The organism is Pseudoclavibacter sp. AY1H1 (assembly GCF_002931055.1).
In the GTDB taxonomy this organism is placed as follows: Bacteria; Actinomycetota; Actinomycetes; order Actinomycetales; family Microbacteriaceae; genus Pseudoclavibacter.
The window spans coordinates 711,386-736,818 of sequence record NZ_PSXX01000001.1; the positions used below are offsets into that span (position 1 = coordinate 711,386).

Consider the following 25,433-nt stretch of genomic DNA (forward strand, 5'->3'; position numbering starts at 1 on the left):
ATAGCCGTCCACCACCCAGGCACACCTAATCGGACGCGACCCGCCGGTCAGCCGTGCGTTGTCTCGGGAACCTGGGAAATCGGTCATAATGGTCAGGTGACTGCTGCAACCACCGCTCAGGCCGTGCACACGGTCCATCGCCCCAATACGACTGCCATCGGCGTCATCGTTTGGCTCGGTAGTGAGGTGATGTTCTTCGCTGGGCTCTTCGCGATCTTCTTCACTCTGCGCTCTATGGCGCCAGAGCAGTTCGCCGAAGGCCACAGTGCGCTGAACGTGCCCTTCGCCACCATCAACACGCTGATCCTCGTCAGCTCGTCGTTCACGTGCCAGTTCGGCACGTTCGCGGCTGAGCGCGAGCAGGCCCGCGCCACCGGCAAGAGCCCCAAGAACTGGGGCGCGATCGAGTGGTTCTACCTCACCGTCCTGCTCGGAGGCATCTTCGTCGCCGGCCAGGTCTGGGAGTACGCCACGTTCGTCAGCGAGGGCTATGTCCTCAACCTGAACGCGTTCACGAGCGCCTTCTACATGACGACCGGCTTCCACGGCCTGCACGTGACCGGCGGACTCGTCACGTTCCTCCTCGTGATCGGCCGCATGTACTCTGCCCGCCGCATGGGAACTCGCGAGGTCAGCAGCGCGCTGGGCATTTCCTACTACTGGCACTTCGTCGACGTGGTCTGGGTTGCGCTCTTCTTCGTCATCTACCTGCTGCCCTACTTCTCGTAGCCCGATCCTGGAGAACACACCAATGTTCCGAACGACCAAACCACGGACTGCGAAGACGGCGACCCGCAAGACGGCTCGCCGCCGCACCCCCCTCGCCACCGCGGCTCTCCTCGGCGCAGGCCTCCTGCTGACCGGCGGCGCGTACACCGCGATCGACACCGCAACCACGGCTGCTGCAGCCGAGGACGTGGCCCCCGCCAGCGCCGCAGACATCGAGAACGGCGCCGCGCTCTTCGGCGCCAACTGCGCCACCTGCCACGGCATGAACGCAGCGGGCACCGAGAACGGCCCGAGCCTCATCGGTGTCGGTGCCGCCGCCGTCGACTTCCAGGTCGGCACCGGCCGCATGCCCATGCAGGCCAACGCCGCCCAGGCCCCCGCCAAGCCCGTCCAGTTCGACGAGCAGGGCATCTCGGACCTCGGCGACTACATCGCTTCGCTGGCCCCCGGTCCCGCCGTCCCCGACGAGAAGTACCTGCAGGCCGATGGCGACGCAGCACGTGGAGCAGAGCTGTTCCGCATCAACTGCGCCATGTGCCACAACGTCGCAGGTGCTGGCGGTGCCCTCACCGAGGGGAAGTTCGCACCCGAGCTCATGACGGTCGAACCCGTCCACCTCTACGAGGCGATGATCACGGGCCCGCAGAACATGCCCGTCTTCAACGACGCGAACCTCACCCCCCAGGACAAGGCCGACATCATCACGGCGATTCGCTGGCAGACCGAGGTCACCGGCACGATCGGCGGCAACAGCCTCGGATCGCTCGGTCCGGTCTCCGAGGGCCTCTTCATCTGGATCTTCGGAATCGGCGCAGGCGTCGCGATGGCGGTCTGGATCGCCACTCGACCGAACTAGTGCCGGAAGCAACCCGGCCCGGGTCCAAACGACTTACTGCAGCTGAACAGACACACCCAGAAAGGGATCACCATGGCTGATGGCGAACACGGCGGAGAGCTTCGCACTGCTCCTTCGTCGGAGCGGGCGCCTCACATCGGGACCGCGATCCTTCCCAAGGACGGCTTCGAGAACCCTGGCATGCCGGCGCACCGCGACCGGATCACGGACGCGGACCCCGCGCAGGCGAAGCGCACTGAGCGCCTCCTCGTCGCGCTGTTCGTGTTCTCGGCACTCGCCAGCATCTTCGCTGTCGTGGCCTACTTCGTGTGGCCGATCAGCCGCGAGGACATCTCGACCGTCCGCCTGAACAACATGTTCCTCGGCATCGGCATCGCGCTCGCGATGCTCGCCATCGGCATCGGCACGGTCGCCTGGTCCAAGTACCTCATGGCCGACCACGAGATGGCCGAGGCCCGCCACCCGGGCAAGGGCTCCCCCGCCACTCGTTCGCGAGCGGTCGAGGTCTTCGCGCAGGCGAACGAGGAGTCGGGCTTCAGCCGCCGCAAGCTGTTCCGCAACTCCCTCATCGGAGCCCTCGTCGCCATGCCGCTTCCCGGCATCGTCCTCTTCCGCGACCTCTACAACGGCAACAACCCGGACCCGGTCGAGTCGCTCTCCCACACCATGTGGGAAGAGGGAACTCGCCTCGTCCGCGACCCCACGGGAACGCCGATCCGCGCCGCGGACGTCACCTACGGTTCTGCCTTCCACGTCATCCCCGACGGCCTGATCGACCTCGAGCACCACCTGCTCGAGGAGAAGGCCAAGGCAGTTGTCCTGCTCATGCGCTTGCCCGCTGACCAGCTCAACGAGCGCGAGGACCGTGCCGGATGGTCCTACGACGGAATCGTCGCCTACTCCAAGGTCTGCACGCACGTCGGTTGCCCGGTCGCTCTCTACGAGCAGCAGACGCACCACCTGCTCTGCCCGTGCCACCAGTCGCAGTTCGACGTCAAGAACCACTGCGAGGTCATCTTCGGACCGGCGGGACGCCCGCTCCCGCAGCTGCCGATCGCTGTCGACGACGAGGGCTACCTCATCGCGCAGAGCGACTTCACCGAACCTGTCGGACCGAGCTTCTGGGAGCGACGCCATGACTACAACGTATAAAGCTCCGGTACGCGAGGGCGGGTTCATCGCCGGCGCCGCCAACTACCTCGACGAGCGCACCACCATCTCCGGTGCGGTCAAGGAGTTCGGACGCAAGATCTTCCCGGACCACTGGTCCTTCATGCTCGGTGAGATCGCGCTCTACAGCTTCGTCGTCATCCTGCTCTCCGGAACCTTCCTGACGTTCTTCTTCGACCCGTCGATGGCCCACGTCGAGTACGAAGGCTCCTACCTCCCGCTCAAGGGCATGGGCATGTCGGCCGCTATGGCGTCGACGCTGGACATCTCCTTCGACATCCGCGGGGGACTGCTCATGCGCCAGGTGCACCACTGGGCAGCGCTGCTGTTCGTGGCGTCCATCGGGCTCCACATGCTGCGCGTCTTCTTCACCGGAGCGTTCCGCAAGCCCCGCGAGCTCAACTGGGTCGTCGGCTTCGTGCTCTTCATCCTCGCGATGGCAGAGGGCTTCACCGGCTACTCGCTCCCCGATGACCTGCTCTCCGGCAACGGCCTGCGCATCATCGACGGAATCATGAAGGGCATCCCGCTCGTCGGAACCTGGGTCTCCTTCCTGTTCTTCGGCGGCGAGTTCCCCGGTACCGAGATCGTCGGGCGCCTCTACTCGCTGCACATCATGATCCTGCCCGCGATGGTCATCCTGTTCATCGCGTTGCACCTGGCCCTCATGGTGATCAACAAGCACACGCAGTGGCCCGGACCCGGCCGCACGAACGGCAACGTCGTGGGAAACCCGGTCCTCCCGGTGTTCGCCGGCAAGGCAGGCGGATTCTTCTTCCTGATCTTCGGCCTCATCTTCCTCATCGCGTCGTTCTTCTCGATCAACCCGGTCTGGAACTACGGCCCGTACGACCCCTCCCCCGTCTCCGCCGGTACCCAGCCTGACTGGTACATCGGCTTCGCCGACGGCATGCTGCGACTCATCCCGCCCGGCTGGGAGGTGTACTGGTTCAACCACACGTGGTCGTTCGCGATCCTGACCCCGCTGATCCTTATCGGAATCTTCATCGTGCTGGTTGTCGTCTACCCCTTCATCGAGGCGTGGATCACGGGTGACAAGCGCGAGCACCACCTGCTCGACCGCCCACGCAACGCCCCCACCCGCACCGCGATCGGCGCAGCCGGCGTCACGTTCTACGCCGTCATGTGGGCTGCAGCAAGCTCCGACCTCATGGCAACGCACTTCCACCTCGCCATGGAGCACGTCATCCACTTCCTGCAGGTGATGCTGATCCTCGGACCGGTCATCGCGTACATCGCAACGAAGCGGATCTGCCTCGGGCTCCAGAAGCGCGATCGTTCGCTTGCGCTGCACGGTGTCGAGTCGGGACGTGTTCTTCGACTCCCCCACGGCGAGTTCGTCGAGGTCGAGGTTCCGCTCGACAAGTACGACCGATGGGAGCTCGTCTCCTACAACGAGCAGGCGCCGATCATGCTCCGTCCGAACGAGGACGGAAAGATCACGGCTCCCATGCGCCTGCGCGCCGCTCTGTCGCGCTGGTTCTTCGAGGACCGCGTCGAGCCCGTCACGAAGACGGAGATCGAACAGGCACACCACGGCCACCACTAGGCCGTAGCAACTCCCTGAGCCTTCGGGCACACAAGAGGGGCTGTCATTCCGCATCAGCGGACTGACAGCCCCTCTTGTCGTCGGCGGTCCCTCCTGCGAGGGGGCGGGGGCAGCGGCGACCGGCTCCCCGTGGAGTCAGGAGCGGAGACCGCGCAGCCAGTCCCCCAGACCCCCAGCCCGCCAGCCCGCCAGCCCGCCAGCCGAGGACGCTCGGCCGAGACGGGATCTCGCCGAGCGCTGTGGCTTCTCGCCCTCGGGAGCCCACGCCGGCACGCGGAGTCGCGCGAGGGCACGGAGACCCCAGGAGCCGAGGGCAAGAGCAGGAGCCGGCAGCGTTGCCGATCCCCGCGAGGTCCACCACCAGTCGAGGTGGTGTCCGGTCACGGGGCCAACGGCACAGATACTCCCGCACGGGCTCCACAGCCCACGGTCGCGGCCCCATGGACGTGAGACGGGAGGGAGCTCGCCGTTTCCACTGCACTGCCCACGCTTGGCGCGCACCGAATGCAGGCGGGTAGGGGTCGGACTCAAGAAAGCGGCGCTCTTGCTCCGCCCGCGTCCGAGCGGGCTCCGAACGTGCGGGCATCCGGGAGAGGCAGAGGCAGAGTCCTCACGGCCCGAGGTGCGCGTGCTCCCTCAGCGCGCTCTGGGACCCTCAGGTCCTCTCCGGGTGTACGAACACGCACCCTCGACTCAGGGAGCGCCACAGGGGCATGTGGGGCTACCAGAGTGGCGCCGAGCCTCGTCGGCGGAGAACGGCAAAAGGCCCGCCCCTCTTGTGAGGGACGGGCCGGAAGCCTGCAGACGACGCCTAGTGGGCGTAGCGTCCGCGGTAGTACTCGAACACCCAGCCGACGATGGCGATGATGAACAGCGGCGCCGCGAAGTACGCGAACCACCATCCGCCGATCGACAGGCCGAGGAAGATCAGCCCGACGGCAAGGGCCAGCACGAACGGCCACCAGCTCTGCGGCGGGAAGAAGCCGAGCTCAGGATCAGCGTCAGCGATCTCGCCGTCGAGCCTGTCCTCGGGAAGGACGTGCACTCGGAACGGCTTCGCCGAGCTGCCGAGATAGAACGCGACGAAGGCGACGAAGATGCCGGACAGCGCCAGTGCGACGATGCCAACCCACTCGTAGTGGCCGAGGGCCGCATGAGTCCAGAGGGTGTAGACGACGGTCACGACCGCGTAGAAGACGGCGAGGACCCAGAGGAGGCGTGCTGAAGTCTTCACTCTCGTTCTCCGATCTTGTCGTTGACTGGCGTCAGGTCGCGGTAGCCATGCGGTGCGACCTCGGGGTGGTTGAGATCGAACGCCGGACGCTCCGAGCGGATGCGCGGGATGGACGTGAAGTTGTGACGCGGCGGCGGGCAGCTGGTCGCCCACTCGAGCGAGGAGCCGTAGCCCCACGGGTCGTCGACGGTCACCTTCGGTGCGTTGCGGGCCGTGATGAAGACGTTCAGGAAGAACGGCAGCAGCGAGATCGCGAGCACGAAGGCGCCGAACGTCGAGAGCTGGTTCATCCACGTGAAGTTGTCTTCGGGCTGGTACGTCGCGTAACGACGCGGCATGCCCATGACGCCGAGCCAGTGCTGGATGAGGAACGTCATGTGGAAGCCGATGAACAGCAGCCAGAACTGGATCTTGCCGAGGCGCTCGTTGAGCATCTTCCCCGTCCACTTCGGCCACCAGAAGAAGAAGCCGGCGAACATGGCGAAGACGATCGTTCCGAAGATCACGTAGTGGAAGTGAGCCACGACGAAGTACGTGTCAGACACGTGGAAGTCGAGCATCGGCGAGGCCAAGATGACACCCGTCAGGCCACCGAAGACGAAGGTGACGAGGAAGCCGAGCGAGAACAGCATGGGCGTCTCGAACGTGACCGAGCCACGCCAGAGCGTTCCCAGCCAGTTGAAGATCTTCACACCGGTCGGCACCGCGATGAGCATCGTCATGAGCGCGAAGAACGGGAGGAGCACGGTGCCCGTCACGTACATGTGGTGAGCCCACACGGAGGCGGAGAGCGCCGCGATGGCGATCGTCGCGTAGACGAGGGTCTTGTAGCCGAAGATCGGTTTTCGGCTGAAGGCCGGGAAGATCTCGGACACGATCCCGAAGAACGGCAGCGCGAGGACGTAGACCTCCGGGTGGCCGAAGAACCAGAACAGGTGCTGGTAGAGGATCGCTCCCCCGGCCTCGACGTCGTAGATGTGCGTCAGGAACACGCGGTCCATGAGCAGGCCGAACCAGGCAGCCGCGAGAACGGGGAACGCGAACAGCACGAGGATCGACGTGATCATCGCGTTCCAGGTGAAGATCGGCATGCGCCACATCGTCATGCCAGGTGCGCGCATCGTGATGATCGTCGTGATGAAGTTCACGGCGCCGAAGATCGTCGCGAATCCTGTCGCCGCGAGCCCGGCAACCCAGAGGTTGCCTCCGACTCCCGGAGAGTAGGTCATCGTCGACAAGGGGACGTAGGCCGTCCAGCCGAAGGATGCCGCACCTCCCGGCGTGAGGAAGCCACCGACCGCGATGAGCGCGCCGAAGGTGAAGAGCCAGAAAGCGAACGCGTTCAGTCGCGGGAACGCGACGTCGGCCGTGCCGATCTGCAAGGGCACGAGCACGTTCGCGAAGCCGGAGAAGAGCGGCGTTCCGAACATGAGCAGCATGATCGTGCCGTGCATCGTGAACAGCTGGTTGTACTGCTCTTTGGTGTCGATGATCTCCATGCCCGGCTCGAAGAGCTGGGTGCGGATGACCAGTGCCATGACTCCGCCGATGCAGAACCAGACAAAGCTCGAGATCAGGTACATGTACCCGATGGTCTTGTGGTCCGTCGAGGTGATCCAGGTGACGAGGACGTTGCCCTTGCGCTCGACAGAGCGGCTCGGAGCCGTGGTCGCCTCAGAGACCGGGGTGATGCCTGGACGGTTCAGCGTTGACGTCATTTTCGTCGCCCCTATTCCGACTCGTGGTTGAACTCGGGAACATCAGTGCCCGGAAGGTTCTGGTTGCGGTTGTAGTCGTCGCCGTGGGCGCCGACGTTGCCCGCCGCGCGCAGCTCGGCGATGTAGGCGTTGTACTCGGCCTGCGAGACGACCTCGACCTGGAAGAGCATCATCGAGTGGTACTCGCCGCACAGCTCGGCGCACTTGCCCATGTAGGTGCCTTCGCGTTCTGGCACGAACGACATGGTGTTGGTGTGGCCGGGGATGTTGTCGATCTTGTAGTGGAAGTCGACGACCCAGAAGGAATGGATGACGTCGCGCGACTTGATGTCGAGCGTGACGTTCGCGCCGACCGGGAGGACGAGCTTGGGCAGCGCTGCCTCGTCGATGGTTCCGGTCGCAGCTCCGCGCTCTCCGTCGACAGACGGCTCGCGGTCTTCCTGCGCCTGGATGCCCTCGTAGTAGACGCCCGAGTCATACGCGGTGTTGCTGGTCGGCAGGTAGTTGAAGTCCCATGCCCACTGCTTGCCGTAGACCTCGATCTTCACGTCCTGCTCTTCTTCGGCGAAGTTCGAGACGACAGGAGCCTCTTCTCGCACCGTGAAGGCGAAGAAGCCGGCGACGAGGATGATCGGGACCACGGTGAAGAGGATCTCGATGGGCATGTGGTAGCGCAGCTGAGCTGGCAGGCCCTTTTCGCCCTTGCGGCGGCGGTACATCACGGATGCCCAGATGATGAGCCCCCACGTGATGCCGCCCACGACAAGCAGAATGATCCAGGAGTTGACCCAGAAGTTCGTAAAGGCGTCGGAATGGTTGGTGACGCCGGGGTCACCGGGCATGTAGCCCCGTAGTTCTTGCGACGTGCAGCCAGCCAGAATCAGAATCAGGGCTGCTGCAATCGGAGCGGCGAACCACTTCACGCGGCGGGTGTCTCGCACGGCAAACCTTTCGAGGTGACGCATACAGGTTGCTGTCAGTCTAGTGGGAATCTCGCGGGCGAACGACTCGGGGCGCGCGGAGACGACGAAACGGCGCGGTCAAAGACCACGCCGTTTCGGGTGTGTCGCGGGGCGCCGCCCCGCGTGTCGGGTCAGTGGAACGAATCGCCACAGGCACAGGATCCCTGCGCGCTCGGGTTGTCGATCGTGAAGCCCTGCTTCTGGATCGTGTCTTCGAAGTCGATCTTCGCGCTGTCAAGGTAGGGGACGCTCATCGGATCGACGATGACTTCCACTCCGTCGAAGTCGACGGTCGCGTCGCCGTCGAGGATGCGCTCGTCGAAGAACAGCTGGTAGATCAGCCCGGAGCAGCCACCAGGCTGCACGGCGATGCGGAGGCGGAGCCCGCCCTCGCTCTCCTGGCCGATGAGGTTCTTGATCTTGTCGAGGGCCGCCTGCGTGAGGGTCACGGAGTGCGTGGCCTCGCTCACGGTGATGCCTTCAAGAACTGCGCTCATTGATTCTCCTCGTGCTGCTCGGCGGGACGACGTGCTCCCGCGCTCTTCACGTCGATAACGGCGTATGAGCCAAGGATATTCCTCCCACGCACGAATCGCATCACCGGATGTCCGCGTCAGGGCGCGCGAAGCGGTGCAGGAACAGCGCCTCAGCCGAGATCGCCCGGCGGAGCACCCCGAGGTCCTGCGACTCGTTCGGGCTGTGTGCCATCGTCGCCGGATCCTCGACTCCGGTCACCAGGATCTCCGCCTCCGGGTACACCTCGGCGAGCGCGGCGATGAAGGGGATCGATCCCCCGATGCCCGTCTCCGCCGGCTGGGCGCCCCATCCGTCCTCCATCGCGGTCTTCATGAGACCGACGGCTGGTCCGGCCGTGTCGACGAGGAACGGCTGCCCCAGGTCCGGCTGGGTGATCTCGATGTGCGCCCCGAACGGCGCATGCTCGCGAAGGTGGCGCTCGATGGCCTCGAACGCGCGCGCGGCGTCGTCGCCAGGCGCGATGCGGGCGGACAGGCGCACCGAGACCGCTGGGAGGAGCGTGTTCGAGGCCTCGTCGACGCTCGGCGCGTCGATGCCCGTGATCGTGATCGCTGGCTGGTTCCAGAGCCGGTCGTGGACCGTGCCGGTGCCGATCGTGGTGACGCCCTCGAGCAGTTCCGCGTCACGGCGCACGTCGGACTCATCGCCCCCGGAGGGTCCGTCGGCACGCGAGCCGAGCCCGGTGACCGCGACGGCTCCGCGCTCGTCCCAGAGGGAGTCGAGGAGCCGGACGGTCGCGAGCATCGCATCCGGCACCGCTCCCCCCAGCATGCCGGAGTGCGAGGCGTGGCCGAGCGTTCTCACGGTCACCTTCATCGTCACGTTGCCGCGCAGCGAGACGGTCAGGCCGGGGATGCTCGTGGACGGGTTGTCGCTGTCCGCGACGATGATGGCGTCAGCGCCGAGGGCCGCCTTGTGCTTCTCGAGGAAGTCGGCGAAGCTCCGCGAGCCGTTCTCCTCCTCGCCCTCGATGAACACCGAGATGCCGATCTTGGGTCGGCCGGCTGTCGCCGCGCTGAGCGCCTCGACAGCCGCGATGTGGGCCATGACCCCTGCCTTGTCGTCGCTTGCGCCACGGCCGTAGAGGCGGCCGTCCCGCAGCGTGGGCTCGAACGGCGGGGTCCGCCAGTCGTCGGCGCTGCCCTGCGGCTGCACGTCGTGGTGCGCGTAGAGGAGAACCGTCGGCTGGCCGGGCTCCGCCGCCCGCGTTGCGATCACCGCGGGCTGCCCTGCATAACCGTCGGCGGTCTCGACGCCGTCGATGTCCACGGATTCGAACACCCCCGTCTCGCGGAGCAGCTCGGCGGTGCGCTCGGCACTGCGTCGCACGTGGACTCGATCGAACGCATCCCAGGACACCGATGGAATGCGGACGAGCCCGGCGAGCCGCGCGATCGTGGTCGGAAAGCGGTCCTCCACAGCTCGGAGGAGGGCCTGTTCCTGGTCATGTGCATCGAGTGGGGCATCGGAGAGTGTCATAGCGGTTAGGCTAAATCACCCAGAGTTCTTGAGAGGCATCATGTCGAAGCACGAGTCCAAGAGCGCCGAGACAGTGTCGCTTCCCGCGAAGAGTCCGGCCAAGAAGCAGCAGCCGACCCCCACGAGGCGCGAGCGCGAGGCGCAGAACCTGCGTCCCCTCGTCCCCGAAGACCGCAAACAGGCCAAGCGCGAGATGCAGGCGAAGGTGCGCATCGAGCAGGCCAAGGCACGTGAGGGGCTCGCCAAGGGCGACGACCGCTACCTCCGTCCCACCGAGCGCGGCCCGCAGAAGCGCTTCATGCGCAACTACATCGATGCGCGGTACTCGATCGGCGAGCTCCTGCTCCCGATGATGTTCCTCGTCATCTTCGCCACCTTCATCCCGAGCCAGTCCGTCGGCATCTGGGCCATGAGCTTCATCTGGGCCTTCCTCGCCGTCTGCGTGCTCGAGGCCGTCATGATCGCGAACATCATCAAGCGACGCATCGCCGCGGTCGTCGGCAAGGACAAGGTCGAGAAGGGCATCATGATCGGCACGATCGCCCGGAGCCTGCAGCTTCGCGTCATGCGCATGCCGAAGTCGCAGGTCAAGCGCGGCGCGAAGATCGAGTTCACGGGCAAGTAGCCCTCGCCGGGACGGGCCTGCTCGTCTGCAGGACTCAGAAACCACAAGAACTCGACCCCGCAGAACCTCGACACCGCAGAAACTCGAAGGCCCGAACGGTATTCCGCTCGGGCCTTCGCTGTTTCACAATCTAGACCTGCTCGGGGCCCAGCAGGTGTCAGCTGCCTGAGAATCGCGAAGACGGCACGATCTGCGAGCAGCGAGGCCCGGGCTCAGCGCCTCAGGCGCGCGAGCCCCCTGTTGATGCTGGCTGCCCAGCCGGGGCCGGCATAGAGGAACTCCGTGTACCCCTGCACGAGCGTCGCGCCGGCGTCGAGACGCCGCTGCACTTCGGCGGCGTCGGCGACACCTCCGACGGAGATGATGCAGAGGCGGTCCCCCGCCGTCTCTTTGACGGTGCGCAGCACCTCGAAGGAGCGTTCCGTGAGCGGGCGTCCAGAGAGGCCTCCTGCGCCGAACGCCTCGACGACCCGCGAGGATGTGCGCAGCCCCGCCCTCGAGATCGTCGTGTTCGCGGCGATGACGCCAGCGAGCCCCTCGTCGATGGCCAGCTGCGTCACTTCGCGGATCTCGCCGTCCGTGAGGTCTGGTGCGATCTTGACCAGCAGCGGCACGTCTGGCGCAGCCTCACGGGCTGCCCGCAGGATGGGCGTGAGGGACTCGAGCGACTGCAGGCTGCGCAGGCCTGGCGTGTTCGGCGATGAGACGTTGACGACCAGGTAGTCGGCGACGTCCTTCACCGCCGATGCGGCTGCGGCGTAGTCGAGGTGCGCATCCTCTGCTTCGGTGGTCTTGTTCTTGCCGATGTTGACGCCGACGATGACGGTGCGGTTTCGGCGAGCCGCGATGTTCGCCGCCGCGAGCTCGGCGCCCCGGTTGTTGAAGCCCATGCGGTTGATGAGCGCGCCATCTGCGACGAGCCTGAAGAGGCGCGGGCCGGGATTCCCCGGCTGTGGGCGCGGCGTGACCGTGCCGACCTCGACGTGCCCGAAACCGAGGGCCGCAAGCCCGTCGATGTCTTCCGCGTCCTTGTCGAATCCTGCTGCGAGACCGAACGGCGATGCGAAGCGAAGTCCCATCGTCTCGACCGCCAGCGACTCGCCGGGGGCCGTGAACGTCGACGTCACCCTGGCCGGGATGCGACGCCCGAGAGTCCTGATGACGCCCGACGCGAGGGCGTGGGCACGCTCCGTGTCCATCTTCGACAGCACGTGGGTGAAGAGCAGGCGGTACGCGGCGTTCATCTGACCTCTTCCTCGATGGTGGGCTCGCCGTCGGCAGACTCCGTGGCGTACTGCGCCCTGATGCCGTCCTCGTGCATCTGCTCGATGGCGGCTCGGAAGTCATCGAGGCTAGCGAAGCCCTGGTAGACGCTCGCGAACCTCAGGTACGCGACATCGTCGAGCTCGCGCAGCGGTGGCAGGATCGCGAGCCCGATGTCGTTGGCCTCGATCTGGGATGCCCCCGTCGACCTGATGCTCTCCTCGACCCGCTGGGCCAGCAGAGCGAGATCGGTGTCGGTGACAGGCCTCCCCTGGCATGCCTTGCGCACGCCGGCGACGACCTTGTCTCTCGAGAAAGACTCGACGACGCCATTGCGCTTGATCACCGCGAGGCTCGCCGTCTCGGTCGTCGAGAAACGGCGACCGCATTCGGGGCACTGCCGCCTGCGACGGATCGCGAAGCCGTCGTCGCTGGTCCGCGAGTCGATGACCCTCGAGTCGGGGTGCCGGCAGAATGGGCAATGCATCAGCTGAACCTCGCCGTCACTGCTTCGCCGTGCGCGGGCAGGTCCTCAGCTTCGGCGAGCGCCACGACGTGGCCGCTCACCGTCCGCAGGGCCTCTCGGTCATAGCGGATGACCTGCTGCGGCCGCAGGAACGTGTGTGCCCCGAGGCCGGGCGTGTGGGCGGCCTGCCCTCCCGTCGGGAGCACGTGGTTCGACCCAGCGAGGTAGTCGCCGAGGCTCACGGGCGAGTTCGCCCCCATGAAGATCGCACCGGCGTTGTGGAGCGTCGCGAGCACGGCCTCCGGCTCACGGGTCTGCACTTCGAGGTGCTCGGGTGCGTACGCGTTCGAGACCACGGCCCCCGCGGCGAGGTCGTCGACGAGGATGAGCGCGGACTGGCGTCCGCCGAGCGAGGTGCGGACCCGTTCGGCGTGCTTCGTGGACGCGGCTCTGGCGGCGACACGCTCGAGCACTCGTTCGGCCCACTCGGGGTCCGGCGTGACGAGGAGGGCCGAGGCGAGTTCGTCGTGCTCGGCCTGGCTGACGAGGTCGGCGGCGACGTGGTCGGGATCCGCCGAGTCGTCCGCGAGCACGAGGATCTCGGTGGGTCCGGCCTCGGAGTCGATGCCCACGAACGACTGCACGATGCGCTTCGCAGCCGCCACGTAGACGTTGCCAGGGCCCGTGATGACCTCGACGGGCTCGAGGCCGATGTCCGGGACGCCGTGTGCCAGCGCACCGATCGCGCCGGCCCCGCCCATGGCGTAGACCTCCGTGATGCCGAGCAGGCCAGCCGCACCGAGGATCGTCGGGTGGACGCTCCCGCCGAATTCGCGCTGAGGCGGCGACGCGATGGCGATGGATCTCACCCCGGCGGCCGCGGCCGCGCAGACGTTCATGACGACGCTCGACGGATACACGGCCTTGCCGCCTGGCACGTACAGGCCCACTCGGGCGACGGGGTGCCAGCGGAGCTCGACGATGGCGCCGTCGCCGAGCGTCGTCACACGCGGCGCGGGGACCTGGGCCGCGGATCCGGCTCGAACCCGCTCGATCATGGCCTCCAGGCCAGCGCGAACCCGAGGGTCGAGGCCAGCCGTCGCTTCGTCGATGGCCTCCTGGGGGACCCGCAGATGGGGTGGCTCGACGCCGTCGAGTCGAAGGGCCTGCTCCCGGAGGGCGGCCCCGCCCTCGTCACGGACCGCGGAGATGAGCTCCGCTGCCGTGCCGAGGGCGCGCGTCACGTCGAGCTCGGCACGAGGGAGGATGTTCCGAAGCTCGGAGGCGCTGAGCGCAGAACCACGCAGATCGATGAGTTGCATCATGGTTTCTCCATCGTAGTCAGGCAGGAGGGAGTGCCGTCGCGAGAGCAACGGCCGAGGTGGGCTCTACTCCAGGCAGCTCGGCCCGAGGAGCGCCTTGAGCTCCCCGTAGAGGTCCTGCGTGATGCGCACGCGGTGCGGCAGCTCGAAGCGGCGGATGACACCGGGAGTCCGAAGCCTGAGCCGCACCTCGCTCTCGCCCGAGTGCCGCCGCAGCACCTTTCCGAGTGCATCCACGACGGGCTCGGTGGCGCGCGTGTCCGGGATCGTGAGCGTCAGCGTGCCGGCATCCTCGGCCGCGGAGATCTTCGGCAGGGTCAGCCCCTGCGCGTGGAGGTTCATGCCGTCGTCTCTCTTCGAGACACGGCCCTTGACGGCCACGATCACGTCTCCCTGGAGCTGCGTCTGGAACTCCTGGTAGGTCTTGCCCATGAACATCACGGTCATGGTGCCGCCGAAGTCCTCGACCTCGATCATGCCGTATGGGTTGCCCGAGTTGCGGGCGACCCGGTGCTGCACGCTCGTGATGAGGCCAGCGATCGTCACCTGGGAGCCGTCTTCGAGGTTCTCGGCCTGCGTGAGGTCGAGGATGCTCGTCGTCGCGAGCTTCGCGAGGTCGCGCTCGAGACCCGCGAGCGGATGGTCGGACACGTAGAGCCCGAGCATGTCGCGCTCGAAGGCGAGCTTGTCTCTGCGGTTGAACTCGGGGCGGACGGGAACGTCGTCCTCCTCCGCCTCGAACTCGTCGAGTCCCGCGAACAGGTCGACCTGGCCGTGCGCCTCGTTCCGCTTCCGCGAGACCGCGACGTCGATGGCGTTCTCGTGGACCTCGACGAGCGCGCGGCGGGTGTTGCCGAGCGAGTCGAACGCGCCCGCCTTGATGAGCGACTCGACGGTGCGCTTGTTCGCCACCGTCGTCGGCACCTTCTTCAGGAAGTCGTGGAAGGACGTGAACGCCGTCTTCGACTCCCTGGCCTTCTGGATCTCCTCGACCACGTTCGCGCCCACGTTGCGGACGGCGCCGAGGCCGAAGCGGATGTCCTCGCCGACCGCCGAGAAGTTGACGAAGGACTCGTTGACGTCCGGTGCGAGCACGGTGATGCCCATGCGGCGGCATTCGTTGAGGTACATGGCGAGCTTGTCGCGGGAGTCGCCGACGCTGGTGAGGAGGGCGGCCATGTACTCAGCCGGGTAGTGCGCCTTGAGGTAGGCGGTCCAATAGGAGACCACCCCGTAGGCCGCGGAGTGCGCCTTGTTGAAGGCGTAGTCGGAGAAGGGCAGCAGGATGTCCCAGAGCATCTTGACCGCTTCGTCGGAGAAGCCGTTCGCGTGCATGCCGCCCTGGAAGCCAGCGAACTGCTTGTCCAGCTCCGACTTCTTCTTCTTGCCCATCGCTCGACGCAGGATGTCTGCCTGGCCGAGGGAGAACCCCGCGACCTTCTGCGCGATGGCCATGACCTGCTCCTGATAGATGATCAGGCCGTAGCTGGTGGAGAGGATCTCCTTGAGGGGCTCCTCGAGCTGCGGGTGGATCGGCGTGATCTCCTGCTCGCCGTTCTTGCGCAGCGCGTAGTTGATGTGCGAGTTCGCGCCCATGGGGCCCGGGCGGTACAGCGCGATGACGGCCGAGATGTCCTCGAAGTTGTCGGGCTTGAGCAGACGCAGGAGCGATCGCATCGGGCCACCGTCGAGCTGGAACACGCCGAGCGTGTCTCCGCGGGTCAGCAGCTCGTAGGCGCCGACGTCGTCGAGTTCGAGATCTTCCAGAACGAGGTCGATGTCGCGGTTCGCCTTGATGTTGACCAGCGCGTCGCTCACGATCGTGAGGTTGCGCAGGCCGAGGAAGTCCATCTTGATCAGACCGAGGGACTCGCTCGCCGGGTAGTCGAACTGCGTGACGATCTGGCCGTCCTGCTCCCGCTTCATGATCGGGATGATGTCGATCAGCGGATCGCTCGACATGATCACGCCAGCCGCGTGCACGCCCCACTGGCGCTTGAGGTTCTCGAGGCCACTCGCCGTGTCGAAGACCTTCTTCGCGTCCGGGTTGCTCTCGATGAAGGCGCGCATCTCGGAAGCCTCCGAGTAGCGCTTGTGCTCCTTGTCGAAGATGCCGCTGAGCGGGATGTCCTTGCCCATGACGGCCGCCGGCATCGCCTTCGTGAGCTGGTCGCCCATGGAGAACGGGTAGCCGAGCACGCGCGACGCGTCCTTCAGGGCCTGCTTCGCCTTGATGGTGCCGTACGTCACGATCTGCGCGACGCGCTCCGAGCCGTACTTCTCGGTGACGTACTTGATGACCTCGGACCTGCGGCGATCATCGAAGTCGACGTCGAAGTCGGGCATGGAGACGCGGTCAGGGTTGAGGAAGCGCTCGAAGATGAGGCCGTGGCGCAGCGGGTCGAGGTCGGTGATGCCCATAGCGTAGGCGGCCATGGACCCAGCACCGGATCCACGGCCGGGGCCGACGCGGATGCCGTTGTCCTTCGCCCAGTTGATGAAGTCGGCGACGACGAGGAAGTAGCCGGGGAAGCCCATCTGGTTGATGACGCCGATCTCGTAGTCGGCCTGCTTGCGCACGTCGCTCGGGATCCCACCCGGGTAGCGCTTGCCGAGGCCGGTGTCGACCTCCTTGATGAACCAGCTGCTCTCCGTCTCGCCCTCTGGCACGGGGAAGCGCGGCATGTAGTTGGCGCTCTCGTCGAACTCCGCGGAGCAGCGCTCGGCGATGAGCAGCGTGTTGTCGCACGCCTCAGGGTGGTCGCGGAAGATGGCGCGCATCTCGGCGGCCGACTTGAGGTAGTACCCCGTGCCGGAGAACTGGAAGCGGTTCGGGTCGTCCATGGTCGACCCGGACTGGACGCAGAGGAGCGCAGAGTGGCTGTCGGCATCGTGCGAGTGCGTGTAGTGGAGGTCGTTCGTCGCGACCAGCGGAAGGCCGAGGTCCTTCGCGAGCTTGAGCAGGTCGGGCATGACACGGCGCTCGATGTCGATGCCGTGGTCCATGATCTCGCAGAAGTAGTTCTCCGCGCCGAAGATGTCTCGGAACTCCGCGGCTGCGGCGCGAGCTTCGTTGTACTGCCCGAGACGCAGCCTCGTCTGCACCTCGCCGGAGGGGCATCCGGTCGTCGCGATGAGGCCCTTCGAGTACGTGTTGAGCAGCTCGCGGTCCATGCGCGGCTTGAAGTAGTACCCCTCCATGGACGCGCGGCTCGAGAGCCGGAAGAGGTTGTGCATGCCCTGCGTCGTCTCGCTGAGCATCGTGATGTGCGTGTAGGCACCGGAACCGGAGACGTCGTCTCCCCCGCCGTTGCCCCACTTCACCCGAGTCCGGTCGCCGCGGTGCGTCCCCGGCGTCAGATAGGCCTCCGTGCCGATGATCGGCTTGATGCCGTGCTCCTTGGCTGCCTTCGCGAACTCGTAGGCGCCGAACACGTTGCCGTGGTCGGTCATCGCCACCGCGGGCATGCCCTGCTCGACAGCGGCCTTCATGAGCTCGCCGATCCGGGCTGCCCCGTCGAGCATCGAGTACTCGCTGTGGACGTGGAGGTGGGCGAACGAGTCTGCTGAAGGCAATGTCTCTCCGGGAAGAAGGGTGGATCGGCGCACCCATCTTAGATCGCCGGAGCGGGTCCGCGAGCGTGCCTGTGGACTACAGCTCGCCCTCGCGCAGCACCTCGAGCGAGTGCGCCAGGTCGTCGGGGTACTCGGTCGTGAACCGCACGGGCTCACCTGTTCTGGGGTGCGCGAACCCGAGCTCCTTCGCGTGCAGCCACTGGCGCTTGAGGCCGAGCTTCGCGGCGAGGATCGGGTCGGATCCGTAGAGCGGGTCGCCGATGCAGGGATGGCGCTGTGCGGCCATGTGCACGCGGATCTGATGTGTGCGCCCCGTCTCGAGGTGCACCTCGAGGAGGGCTCCACGACGGAACGCCTCCGTGGTCTCGTAGTGCGTGACGGAGGGCTTGCCCTCGCTCGTCACGGCGAACTTCCACGAGGACCCCGGGTGGCGCCCGATGGGGGCATCGATCGTTCCGGAGAGCGGATCAGGGTGGCCCTGGACGACCGCGTGGTAGACCTTGTCGACCTCGCGGTCGTGGAAGGCCTTCTTGAGCTGCGCGTATGCCAGCTCGCTCTTCGCGACGACCATGAGTCCGCTGGTGCCCGCGTCGAGGCGATGCACGATGCCCTGGCGCTCGGATTGCCCGGACGTCGAGATCGTGAAGCCCGCCGCTGCGAGCGCACCAAGGACCGTCGGCCCATCCCATCCGATCGATGGATGGGCTGCCACGCCGACGGGCTTGTCGATCACGACGAAGTCGTCCTCATCGTGCACGATCTTGAGGTCGGGCACCGCGATGGGCACGACTTCGACCGGCCCAGCCTGCTGCCATTCGACGGAGATGACGGAACCCGCCATCATCCGGTCGGACTTGCCGACCTGCTTGCCGTCGATCGTGATGCCGCCGGCTGCGGCGATGTCGGCCACCTGCGTCCTGCTGAGCCCGAGCAGCTTCGAGACTCCCGCGTCGACGCGGGCCCCCTCGAGGCCGTCTGGGATCGGGATCGTCCTGGATTGCATCACGCGTCCTTCTTCGCCTTTGGTCGGCGCTTGCCGTCGAATCCGATGTCGAACAGGGTGAGCAGCACGAACGCCGACATCCCCACGACGATGCACATGTCCGCGACGTTGTAGATCGCCGGCAGCATCCAGGGCGTGTAGATGAAGTCGATGACGTGACCGACACCGAAGCCCGGCTCGCGGAAGAGCCGGTCCCAGAGGTTGCCGAGCGCCCCGCCGAGCACGAGCCCGAAGACGGCGGCCCACAGCTTCGAACCCAGCTTCCTGGCCACGACGACGATGACGATCACCATGATGGTCGAGACGCCCGTGAAGATCCACGTCGAACCTGCGGCGAAGGAGAAGGCCGCGCCGGGGTTCCTGACGAAATGCCATTGGAGGAATCCCCCGAGCACTTCGATGGTCTGGCCCTCGGTCATCGATCCGACGACGGCGGCCTTGCTGATCTGGTCGAGCGCAAACGCGCCGACGGCGACCGCGGCGAGCATCGCAAGAATGCGGATGCTCGGTCGCGATCGCCGTTCGGTGGTCTGCAGAGGTGTGTCCTCCACGTTCCGGTTGCTACTGGCCCGCTGGTGCGGAGCCTTCGAGGACGTCGCTGGCCTGACGGTTCAGGTCGTTGAGCTGTCCCTCGATGTAGGAGCGCAGGTTGTTGCGGTACTCGCGCTCGAAGATGCGGAGTTCTTCGATGCGAGCCTCGAGCTTCGTCTTGGTCTCCTCGAGGCGACCGAGGGTCTCGCGTTCCTTGGCCTCGGCCTCGGTGACGATCGTGCGGGCACGACCCTCGGACTCGGCCGTGATCTCGCGGGCACGCTTCTCGCTGTCGCCCTCGATCTGACGGGCGCGGGTCTCGGACTCGGCGACGATCTCTCGTGCACGGGTCTCGCCCGTTGCGATGATCTCGTCGCGCTTGCGGGTTCCCTCTTCGACGTGCTCGTCGTGGAGGCGACGGGCGAGCGCGATGAGCGAGCTGCTCGTCTCGGCCTCGTCTTCGCCCTGCGCGACGACGGGTGCGGGAGCTGCGGGCTGAGCGAGCGGAGCGATGGGCTCCGGCTCGGGCTCGGGCGCTGCCTCGACCTCGACGCTGGGCTCCTCGACCGGGGCGGGAGCGGCTGCAGCCGGCGCGTGATCGGCGCGGGCCTGTGCCTCTTCGAGCTGCTGACGAAGCTGCTCGTTCTCCCCCACGAGGCGGCGCATCTCTGCAACGACCTCGTCGAGGAAGTCGTCGACCTCATCTTGGTCGTACCCCTCGCGGAACTTGGTCTGCTGGAAGCGTTTGTTGATGACGTCCTCAGGAGTGAGTGCCATGTCGGCCACCTTTCGACTCTCTCTGCGATTGGTCTGTATCTGGTATAGACACTGAGTTTTACTTCAAGACTCTGGGCCTGACTTCAAGACATTGGATCTTGCTTCAAGACACTGGGTCTGACTTGACAACACTAGCGTTGCACAGGTGTGCGCGCAGAACGTTGCTGTGCTGCACAGCACATAGGTCACATTACGGCACTTGGGTCCCGCGCGTCACATTCTGCCGGGAAAGTCGGCATTGACCTCGTGGAATACGCCGATTCCGGCCATCCACGGGGCAGAACCGGGACCGGACGGCAGCCGCGCTCAGAGGAGACGGACGAGATTCGACGTGATGACGAGGGCGAACATCACGATGATCCAGGCGAGGTCGAGCGCGATGTTGCCGATGCGGAGCGGCGGGACGACCTTCCGAACCGCACGGAGGGGCGGGTCGGTCAGCGAGTACACGCCTTCGCAGAGCACGAGGACGAAGCCCTTCGGCTTCCAGCGCGGGGCGAACATGCGCGCGTAGTCGAGGATCAGCCGCCCCCACATCACCATGATGTAGAGGCCGATGATGAAGCCGAGGATCGCGCCGAGGATGTTCATTCGTTTCCTGAGATGTTGTCGCGCAGACACGGCGACGGTGCACCCACTGGATGCACCGTCTCACCGTTCGCGCGAATGCGGGCCGGTCCGCCTGGCGGCAGAGCCTGACTGGATGGGGCTACTGGAAGAACGAGGCTTCCTTCTCCGCCTCGAGCTTGCTCGACTCGCCGTGGACGGCGATGTGCTGCGGAGAGAGCAGGAAGACCCGGCTCGTCACGCGCTCGATCTTGCCATACAGGCCCTGAGAAAGTCCGCTCGCGAAGTCGATGAGGCGACGGGCTTCAGCCTCGTCCATCTCCGAGAGGTTCATGATGACCGGGACGCCATCGCGGAAGTTCTCGGCGATGACCTGCGCGTCTTTGTTGTAGGCCTTCGGGTGGACCGTGAGGATCTCGTTCATTTCCGCCATCGCCGGGGTCGAAGTGTGCTTGGGAGCTTTGGTGATCGGAGTCACTGGCGCCGGCTTGGGGCGCTCGGTGACCACCGGGGAGAGCTGCGGCGAGGGGGCCGCCGTGGGCGACTGCCTCTGCTGCTGCTGCGCCTGGGGCGTCTCGTCGTGCAGATTCTGCTCGTCTTCGTCAGCAAGGCCCAGGTAGACCATGGCATTGCGCAGCGGGTTGGCCATTGTGCTCCTCCGTGTGTTCGGCGTGCGTCCACGCTACGTCCGGTCGGGGCGCTTTCCCGTGATTGCCGCGCCGATCCTTAGGTGTGTCGCACCGTTTTCGATGGCTTCCCTGAAATCGTTCGACATGCCCATCGAGAGTGCGGTGGCAGCTGGCGCGAGCGCCTGGATGCGCTGGCCCAGCTCCCTGAGCTCGCCGAAGGATGCGCGCGGCTCCTCCCCCAGCGGGGCAACGCACATGAGGCCCTGCAGCTCGAGGGTCGGAGTGCGGAGCACGTGCTCGACGAGCGCGTCGAGCTCGTCGGGCTGGACGCCACCCCGGGTGGCGTCTGGCGTCATGTTGACCTGCACGAAGACGGGCAGCGGCCGCTCGCGCTCGATCGTCGACAGGGCGTCGACGAGGCCCGCGCGGTCGATCGAGTGCACGGCATCCGCGTACTGGGCGATCTGCCTGGCCTTCTTCGTCTGGATCTGACCGACGAAGTGCCACTCGAGCTCGGCGCGGCCGGCGAGCGCCTCGGCCTTGTCTCTCGCCTCCGGATGCCTGCTCTCCGCGAAGCGGCGCAGTCCGAGGTCGATGAGCTGGGCCACGAGCTCTGGACCGTGGAACTTGGTGACCGGGATGAGGGTGACCTCGGCGACGTCCCGGCCCGCGGCACTGCAGCTCTCGCCGATGGCCGCCTGGATCGCCGAGAGGCGCTCGGCCAGCGTCGAATGACCCTGGCCGAGCGCCTCCACTGCGTGCTCTGGCATGTGCGCCCTACTTGAGGAAGTCCGGGACGTCGAGGATGTCCTCGGCGTCGTCGTACGCCGCCTCTGGCTCGCGGCGCGGAGCGATCGTGGGAGCCTCAGCCGTCGACCAGGACGGGGCCTGCGCTACGGGGACCGGGGCCTGGACGGGCTCCCGTTCGATGGGCGCCGCGGGGGCCGATGCGACTGCGGCAGCAGCAGCGCCGAGCCCGATCGCTCCGGTATTCGCCTGCTGCACGGGAGCCGCGGCGACCGCCGGGGCCACCTGCTGCTCCTGGATCGTCTTGGGCTCGCCACCGGCGAAGCCTGCGGCGATGACCGTCACGCGCACCTCATCGCCGAGGGTGTCGTCGATGACGGCACCGAAGATGATGTTGGCCTCCTGGTGGACGGCCTCCTGCACGAGCTTGGCGGCGTCGTTGATCTCGAAGATGCCGAGGTTGGAGCCACCCTGGATCGACAGCAGGACGCCGTGGGCACCCTCGATGCTCGCCTCGAGCAGAGGTGAGGCCACGGCGAGCTCTGCGGCCTTGATGGCACGGTCCGCGCCTCGGGAGGAGCCGATGCCCATGAGGGCGGAGCCGGCACCCTGCATGACCGACTTCACGTCGGCGAAGTCGAGGTTGATGAGGCCAGGAGTCGTGATGAGGTCGGTGATGCCCTGCACACCGGCGAGCAGCACCTGGTCTGCCGTGGAGAACGCCTCGATCATCGAGATTCCGCGGTCGCTGATCTCCAGGAGACGGTCGTTGGGCACGACGATGAGGGTGTCGACCTCTTCCTTCAGGGTCGCAACGCCCTGCTCGGCCTGCTGCATGCGGCGGCGACCCTCGAAGCTGAAGGGCTTCGTGACGACACCGATCGTGAGGGCGCCGATGGACTTGGCTATGCGGGCGACGACCGGAGCGCCACCCGTTCCGGTGCCTCCGCCTTCTCCCGCGGTCACGAAGACCATGTCGGCGCCGGCGAGCGCCTGCTCGATCTCCTCGGCGTGGTCCTCGGCGGCACGGCGTCCGACCTCTGGGTCGGCTCCCGCTCCGAGCCCACGGGTGAGCTCGCGGCCCACGTCCAGCTTGACGTCGGCGTCGCTCATGAGCAGCGCCTGAGCATCGGTGTTGATCGCGATGAACTCGACGCCACGAAGGCCGAGCTCGATCATGCGGTTGACTGCATTGACGCCGCCGCCGCCGATGCCGACGACCTTGATGACGGCGAGGTAGTTGTTGGTGTTCGACACGTGTCCGGCCCCTCGTTGGCGTGTGGTGTGGATGAAGTACGGAGTGCACACCTCGGCGAGAAGCCCGAGAGCTTCAACCTCTACTTGAAGCTCAGAGATATGCGGTTTCCTGATTGCTTGCTTCGACGCTAGGTCGCGAAGCCCGCACGATCCGTGCAGTCCGCAGGTGTGTTGCGTTTTGCGCGGCGAATGACCGTGAGTCGCTTCAACCCCCACTTGAAGGTTTCCCCGTGACCGCCACCGCGGGCTCGCATCAGCGGGTGACGGGTGTCTCCGGACTCGACACGTCGTAGCTCGAGATGGACTGCTCGGCTGTCGCCGCGACGAGAGCCGCGAGCACCTCGGCCTTGCGGTCGGACTCCTCGGCGCTCCCCCAGACGACCTCCGCGCCGCTTCGCATCGTGAGGCGGACGTCGTCGATGCTCTTGGCCGTGACCGCAGCCACTCCGGAGCGGAACTCGACGGGAAGCGCGAGCGAGACCGCGGCTGCCGACGCGAACGCCTCGGAGTCGACTCCCTGCCCGTCGAGCTCGAGGGTGGGAATGTCGGCGGCGGGTTCCGGCTGCGTCCACAGCACGACTCCCGCTGCGTCCATGACGTCGTAGCCTGCCGGCACCTGGACGGTACCGATCGGGGAGCGCTCGACGATCGTCACGACGAGCCTGCTCGGAGGTTCGACTCGAATCGAGTAGCTCTGCACCAGCACGTAGGACTGCAACCGGGTCTCAACGTCCTCGTTCGTGACGAGGGCGAGCGGCTGGCCGTTGAGATCGGCGAGGGATGCGTCGACCTGCGCCTTGTCGACGCGCTCGGCGCCGGACACCACGATCTCCCGCACGGACATGATGGGGCTGTAGACGGCGACCGCCACGAACGCCACGAGGGCGGCGAGGGCCGCCGCGATCCAGAGCAGGATGCGACGACGCCGTCGCGCGCGCCAGGTGAATCGGCGCGCCTCGTCGCCGAGCACGCTCACGACTGGCCTTGCTCCTTCGCGCCGAGCGCGTCGAGGAGCTGGGGCACGATGAGGTTGACGTCGCCGCAGCCGAAGGTGATCACGAAGTCGCCGTCGCGGGAGATCTGGGCCACAGTGTCGGCAGCATCCTGCCAGTCGGGGCGATAGGCGACCTTGCTCTGGTCGACGAAGGCGTTCTCCACCAGGGCCCCGGTGACGCCCTCGATCGGGTCCTCCCGAGCTCCGCACACGTCGAGCACGACGGTCTCGTCGGCGAGGCGCTCGTAGACCTCGGCGAACACGTCGCTCATCGCCAGCGTGCGCGAGTAGAGGTGGGGCTGGTGGACGGCGATGAGGCGGCCGGAGCCGACGACGGTGCGAGCCGCGGAGAGCGCTGCCTCGACTTCGGCCGGGTGGTGGGCGTAGTCGTCGTAGACGCTGACACCGTTCACCGTGCCGTGCAGCTCGAAACGGCGCTTGGTGCCTCCGAACTCCGAGAGCGCGTCGAGGACGGCGGCGGGCTCGAAGCCGAGCTGCACGAGGACGACGAACGCGCCGGTCGCGTTCAGCGCGTTGTGGACGCCGGGCACGTGCAGGAGCGCCGGGTAGTCGACGCCCTGCCAGGTGACGGTGAACCGGGTCTCCCCGCCCTCGGACGCGATGTCGGAGACGCGCGCGTCGGCCGACGGAGCCTGGCCGAAGGTCAGGATGCGGTCGTGGGAGAGCTTCCCGGTCAGCTCGACGGCGAGCGGGTCGTCGCTCGAGATGACGACGGCCTCGGTGGCGGCGTCTGCGAACTGGACGAACGCGGCCTCGAAGGCCTCGACGGTGCCGTAATGGTCGAGGTGGTCGTTGTCGACGTTCGTGATGAGCGCGATCGCCGTGTCGTAGAACAGGAAGGAACCGTCGGACTCGTCCGCCTCGACGACGAACGCCTCACCGGAGCCCACCGCGGAGCTCGTGCCGAGCGCCGAGATGATGCCGCCGTTCACGAAGCTCGGGGAGGCATCGAGCGCGTCCAACGCCGTGACGACCATGCCGGTCGACGTGGTCTTCCCGTGTGCGCCTGCGACCGAGACGAGACGGCTTCCGCGCGTCAGCCAGACGAGTGCCTGCGAGCGGTGCAGGACGTTGAGTCCGCGCTGCTTCGCCAGGACGAGCTCCGGGTTGTCTGGCCAGAGGGCGCTCGTCACGACGATGGTGTCGGCGTCGCCGAGGTGCTCGGCGGCGTGCCCGATCTCCACCCGGGCTCCGCGTTCGCGAAGCTCCCTGGTCGCGTAGTTCTCGGTGCGATCGCTGCCGGAGACGGTGAGGCCACGGTCGAGCATCATGCGTGCAATGCCGCTCATGCCCGAGCCGCCGATGCCGATGAAGTGCACCGCGCCGATCTCATCGGGGATCTGCGCGGTGGCGTCTGGATTGATCATCTCTGCTCCTGGGTTCGCTCGGTCTTCGAGCTG

General features: G+C 66.5%; 23 protein-coding genes. 5 read left to right on the plus strand and 18 right to left on the minus strand.

All coding sequences use genetic code 11. The annotated features are described in order from the left end of the window. Positions 1 to 96 precede the first annotated feature (96 nt). The 4 genes from C5E05_RS03410 (at position 97) to C5E05_RS03425 (ending at position 4,325) form a co-directional block, all read left to right on the plus strand. Positions 97 to 729, plus strand: coding sequence for a heme-copper oxidase subunit III (locus C5E05_RS03410; protein WP_236558405.1), 633 nt, complete (start codon positions 97 to 99; stop codon positions 727 to 729). Between the two features lie 22 nt (positions 730 to 751). Beyond that, positions 752 to 1,585, plus strand: a complete 834-nt coding sequence (locus C5E05_RS03415; protein ID WP_104241162.1) for a c-type cytochrome — start codon at positions 752 to 754, stop codon at positions 1,583 to 1,585. A gap of 72 nt (positions 1,586 to 1,657) precedes the next feature. Further along, complete coding sequence (locus C5E05_RS03420; protein ID WP_104241161.1) at positions 1,658 to 2,737, plus strand: ubiquinol-cytochrome c reductase iron-sulfur subunit; 1,080 nt, start codon at positions 1,658 to 1,660, stop codon at positions 2,735 to 2,737. Then, positions 2,721 to 4,325, plus strand: a complete 1,605-nt coding sequence (locus C5E05_RS03425) for a cytochrome bc complex cytochrome b subunit (RefSeq protein WP_104241160.1) — start codon at positions 2,721 to 2,723, stop codon at positions 4,323 to 4,325. Before C5E05_RS03420 ends, C5E05_RS03425 begins: the two co-directional genes overlap by 17 nt. Positions 4,326 to 5,136: 811 nt before the next feature. Here the strand turns inward: C5E05_RS03425 and C5E05_RS03430 are convergent. The 5 genes from C5E05_RS03430 to C5E05_RS03450 form a co-directional block, all read right to left on the minus strand. After that, positions 5,137 to 5,559, minus strand: coding sequence for a cytochrome c oxidase subunit 4 (locus tag C5E05_RS03430; RefSeq protein ID WP_104241158.1), 423 nt, complete (start codon positions 5,557 to 5,559; stop codon positions 5,137 to 5,139). Further along, a complete protein-coding gene (ctaD, locus tag C5E05_RS03435; RefSeq protein WP_104241157.1) occupies positions 5,556 to 7,277 on the minus strand; it encodes a cytochrome c oxidase subunit I in 1,722 nt (573 codons plus the stop codon). Before ctaD ends, C5E05_RS03430 begins: the two co-directional genes overlap by 4 nt. Before the next feature lie 11 nt (positions 7,278 to 7,288). Beyond that, complete coding sequence (gene coxB, locus C5E05_RS03440; RefSeq protein WP_104241156.1) at positions 7,289 to 8,242, minus strand: cytochrome c oxidase subunit II; 954 nt, start codon at positions 8,240 to 8,242, stop codon at positions 7,289 to 7,291. A 128-nt stretch (positions 8,243 to 8,370) separates the two neighbouring features. Continuing rightward, positions 8,371 to 8,736, minus strand: a complete 366-nt coding sequence (locus C5E05_RS03445; RefSeq protein ID WP_104241155.1) for an iron-sulfur cluster assembly accessory protein — start codon at positions 8,734 to 8,736, stop codon at positions 8,371 to 8,373. 100 nt (positions 8,737 to 8,836) lie between these two features. Further along, positions 8,837 to 10,255, minus strand: coding sequence for a dipeptidase (locus C5E05_RS03450; protein WP_104341097.1), 1,419 nt, complete (start codon positions 10,253 to 10,255; stop codon positions 8,837 to 8,839). Positions 10,256 to 10,295: 40 nt separating this feature from the next. Here C5E05_RS03450 and C5E05_RS03455 point away from each other — a divergent pair, with 40 nt between their 5' ends. After that, positions 10,296 to 10,880 carry a DUF3043 domain-containing protein gene (locus C5E05_RS03455; protein WP_181059337.1) on the plus strand — a complete coding sequence of 195 codons (585 nt, stop codon included), beginning with the start codon at positions 10,296 to 10,298 and terminating at the stop codon, positions 10,878 to 10,880. A 212-nt stretch (positions 10,881 to 11,092) separates the two neighbouring features. Here C5E05_RS03455 and C5E05_RS03460 read toward each other — a convergent pair whose 3' ends face one another. The 13 genes from C5E05_RS03460 to murC form a co-directional block, all read right to left on the minus strand. Then, positions 11,093 to 12,124: a quinone-dependent dihydroorotate dehydrogenase gene (locus C5E05_RS03460; protein ID WP_104341098.1), complete on the minus strand. Its 1,032-nt coding sequence runs from the start codon at positions 12,122 to 12,124 to the stop codon at positions 11,093 to 11,095. Continuing rightward, the gene (gene nrdR / locus C5E05_RS03465) at positions 12,121 to 12,630 is read right to left on the minus strand and encodes a transcriptional regulator NrdR (protein ID WP_104241151.1); all 510 of its coding nucleotides are present in this window, start codon (positions 12,628 to 12,630) and stop codon (positions 12,121 to 12,123) included. The genes C5E05_RS03460 and nrdR overlap by 4 nt, the downstream gene beginning before the upstream one ends. Then, complete coding sequence (hisD, locus tag C5E05_RS03470; protein ID WP_104241150.1) at positions 12,630 to 13,934, minus strand: histidinol dehydrogenase; 1,305 nt, start codon at positions 13,932 to 13,934, stop codon at positions 12,630 to 12,632. Before hisD ends, nrdR begins: the two co-directional genes overlap by 1 nt. Before the next feature lie 63 nt (positions 13,935 to 13,997). Further along, entirely contained in the window at positions 13,998 to 17,507 is a 3,510-nt protein-coding gene (dnaE, locus tag C5E05_RS03475; protein ID WP_104241149.1) for a DNA polymerase III subunit alpha, read from the minus strand. 76 nt (positions 17,508 to 17,583) lie between these two features. Continuing rightward, positions 17,584 to 18,510, minus strand: coding sequence for an RluA family pseudouridine synthase (locus C5E05_RS03480; RefSeq protein WP_104241148.1), 927 nt, complete (start codon positions 18,508 to 18,510; stop codon positions 17,584 to 17,586). After that, positions 18,510 to 19,061: a signal peptidase II gene (gene lspA / locus C5E05_RS03485; RefSeq protein WP_258063115.1), complete on the minus strand. Its 552-nt coding sequence runs from the start codon at positions 19,059 to 19,061 to the stop codon at positions 18,510 to 18,512. Before lspA ends, C5E05_RS03480 begins: the two co-directional genes overlap by 1 nt. Before the next feature lie 10 nt (positions 19,062 to 19,071). Then, on the minus strand, positions 19,072 to 19,818 hold the full coding sequence (locus C5E05_RS03490; protein ID WP_104241147.1) for a DivIVA domain-containing protein: 747 nt from the start codon (positions 19,816 to 19,818) through the stop codon (positions 19,072 to 19,074). Positions 19,819 to 20,124: 306 nt separating this feature from the next. Further along, a complete protein-coding gene (locus tag C5E05_RS03495; protein ID WP_104241146.1) occupies positions 20,125 to 20,409 on the minus strand; it encodes a YggT family protein in 285 nt (94 codons plus the stop codon). 118 nt (positions 20,410 to 20,527) lie between these two features. Continuing rightward, positions 20,528 to 21,034 carry a cell division protein SepF gene (locus C5E05_RS03500; protein WP_104241145.1) on the minus strand — a complete coding sequence of 169 codons (507 nt, stop codon included), beginning with the start codon at positions 21,032 to 21,034 and terminating at the stop codon, positions 20,528 to 20,530. A 33-nt stretch (positions 21,035 to 21,067) separates the two neighbouring features. Next, positions 21,068 to 21,784, minus strand: coding sequence for a YggS family pyridoxal phosphate-dependent enzyme (locus C5E05_RS03505; protein ID WP_104306583.1), 717 nt, complete (start codon positions 21,782 to 21,784; stop codon positions 21,068 to 21,070). A gap of 7 nt (positions 21,785 to 21,791) precedes the next feature. Continuing rightward, a complete protein-coding gene (gene ftsZ / locus C5E05_RS03510; protein ID WP_104306582.1) occupies positions 21,792 to 23,018 on the minus strand; it encodes a cell division protein FtsZ in 1,227 nt (408 codons plus the stop codon). Between the two features lie 253 nt (positions 23,019 to 23,271). Continuing rightward, positions 23,272 to 23,994 carry an FtsQ-type POTRA domain-containing protein gene (locus C5E05_RS03515; protein ID WP_104299061.1) on the minus strand — a complete coding sequence of 241 codons (723 nt, stop codon included), beginning with the start codon at positions 23,992 to 23,994 and terminating at the stop codon, positions 23,272 to 23,274. After that, positions 23,991 to 25,400, minus strand: a complete 1,410-nt coding sequence (gene murC, locus C5E05_RS03520; protein ID WP_104241141.1) for a UDP-N-acetylmuramate--L-alanine ligase — start codon at positions 25,398 to 25,400, stop codon at positions 23,991 to 23,993. The genes C5E05_RS03515 and murC overlap by 4 nt, the downstream gene beginning before the upstream one ends. Positions 25,401 to 25,433: the final 33 nt, after the last annotated feature.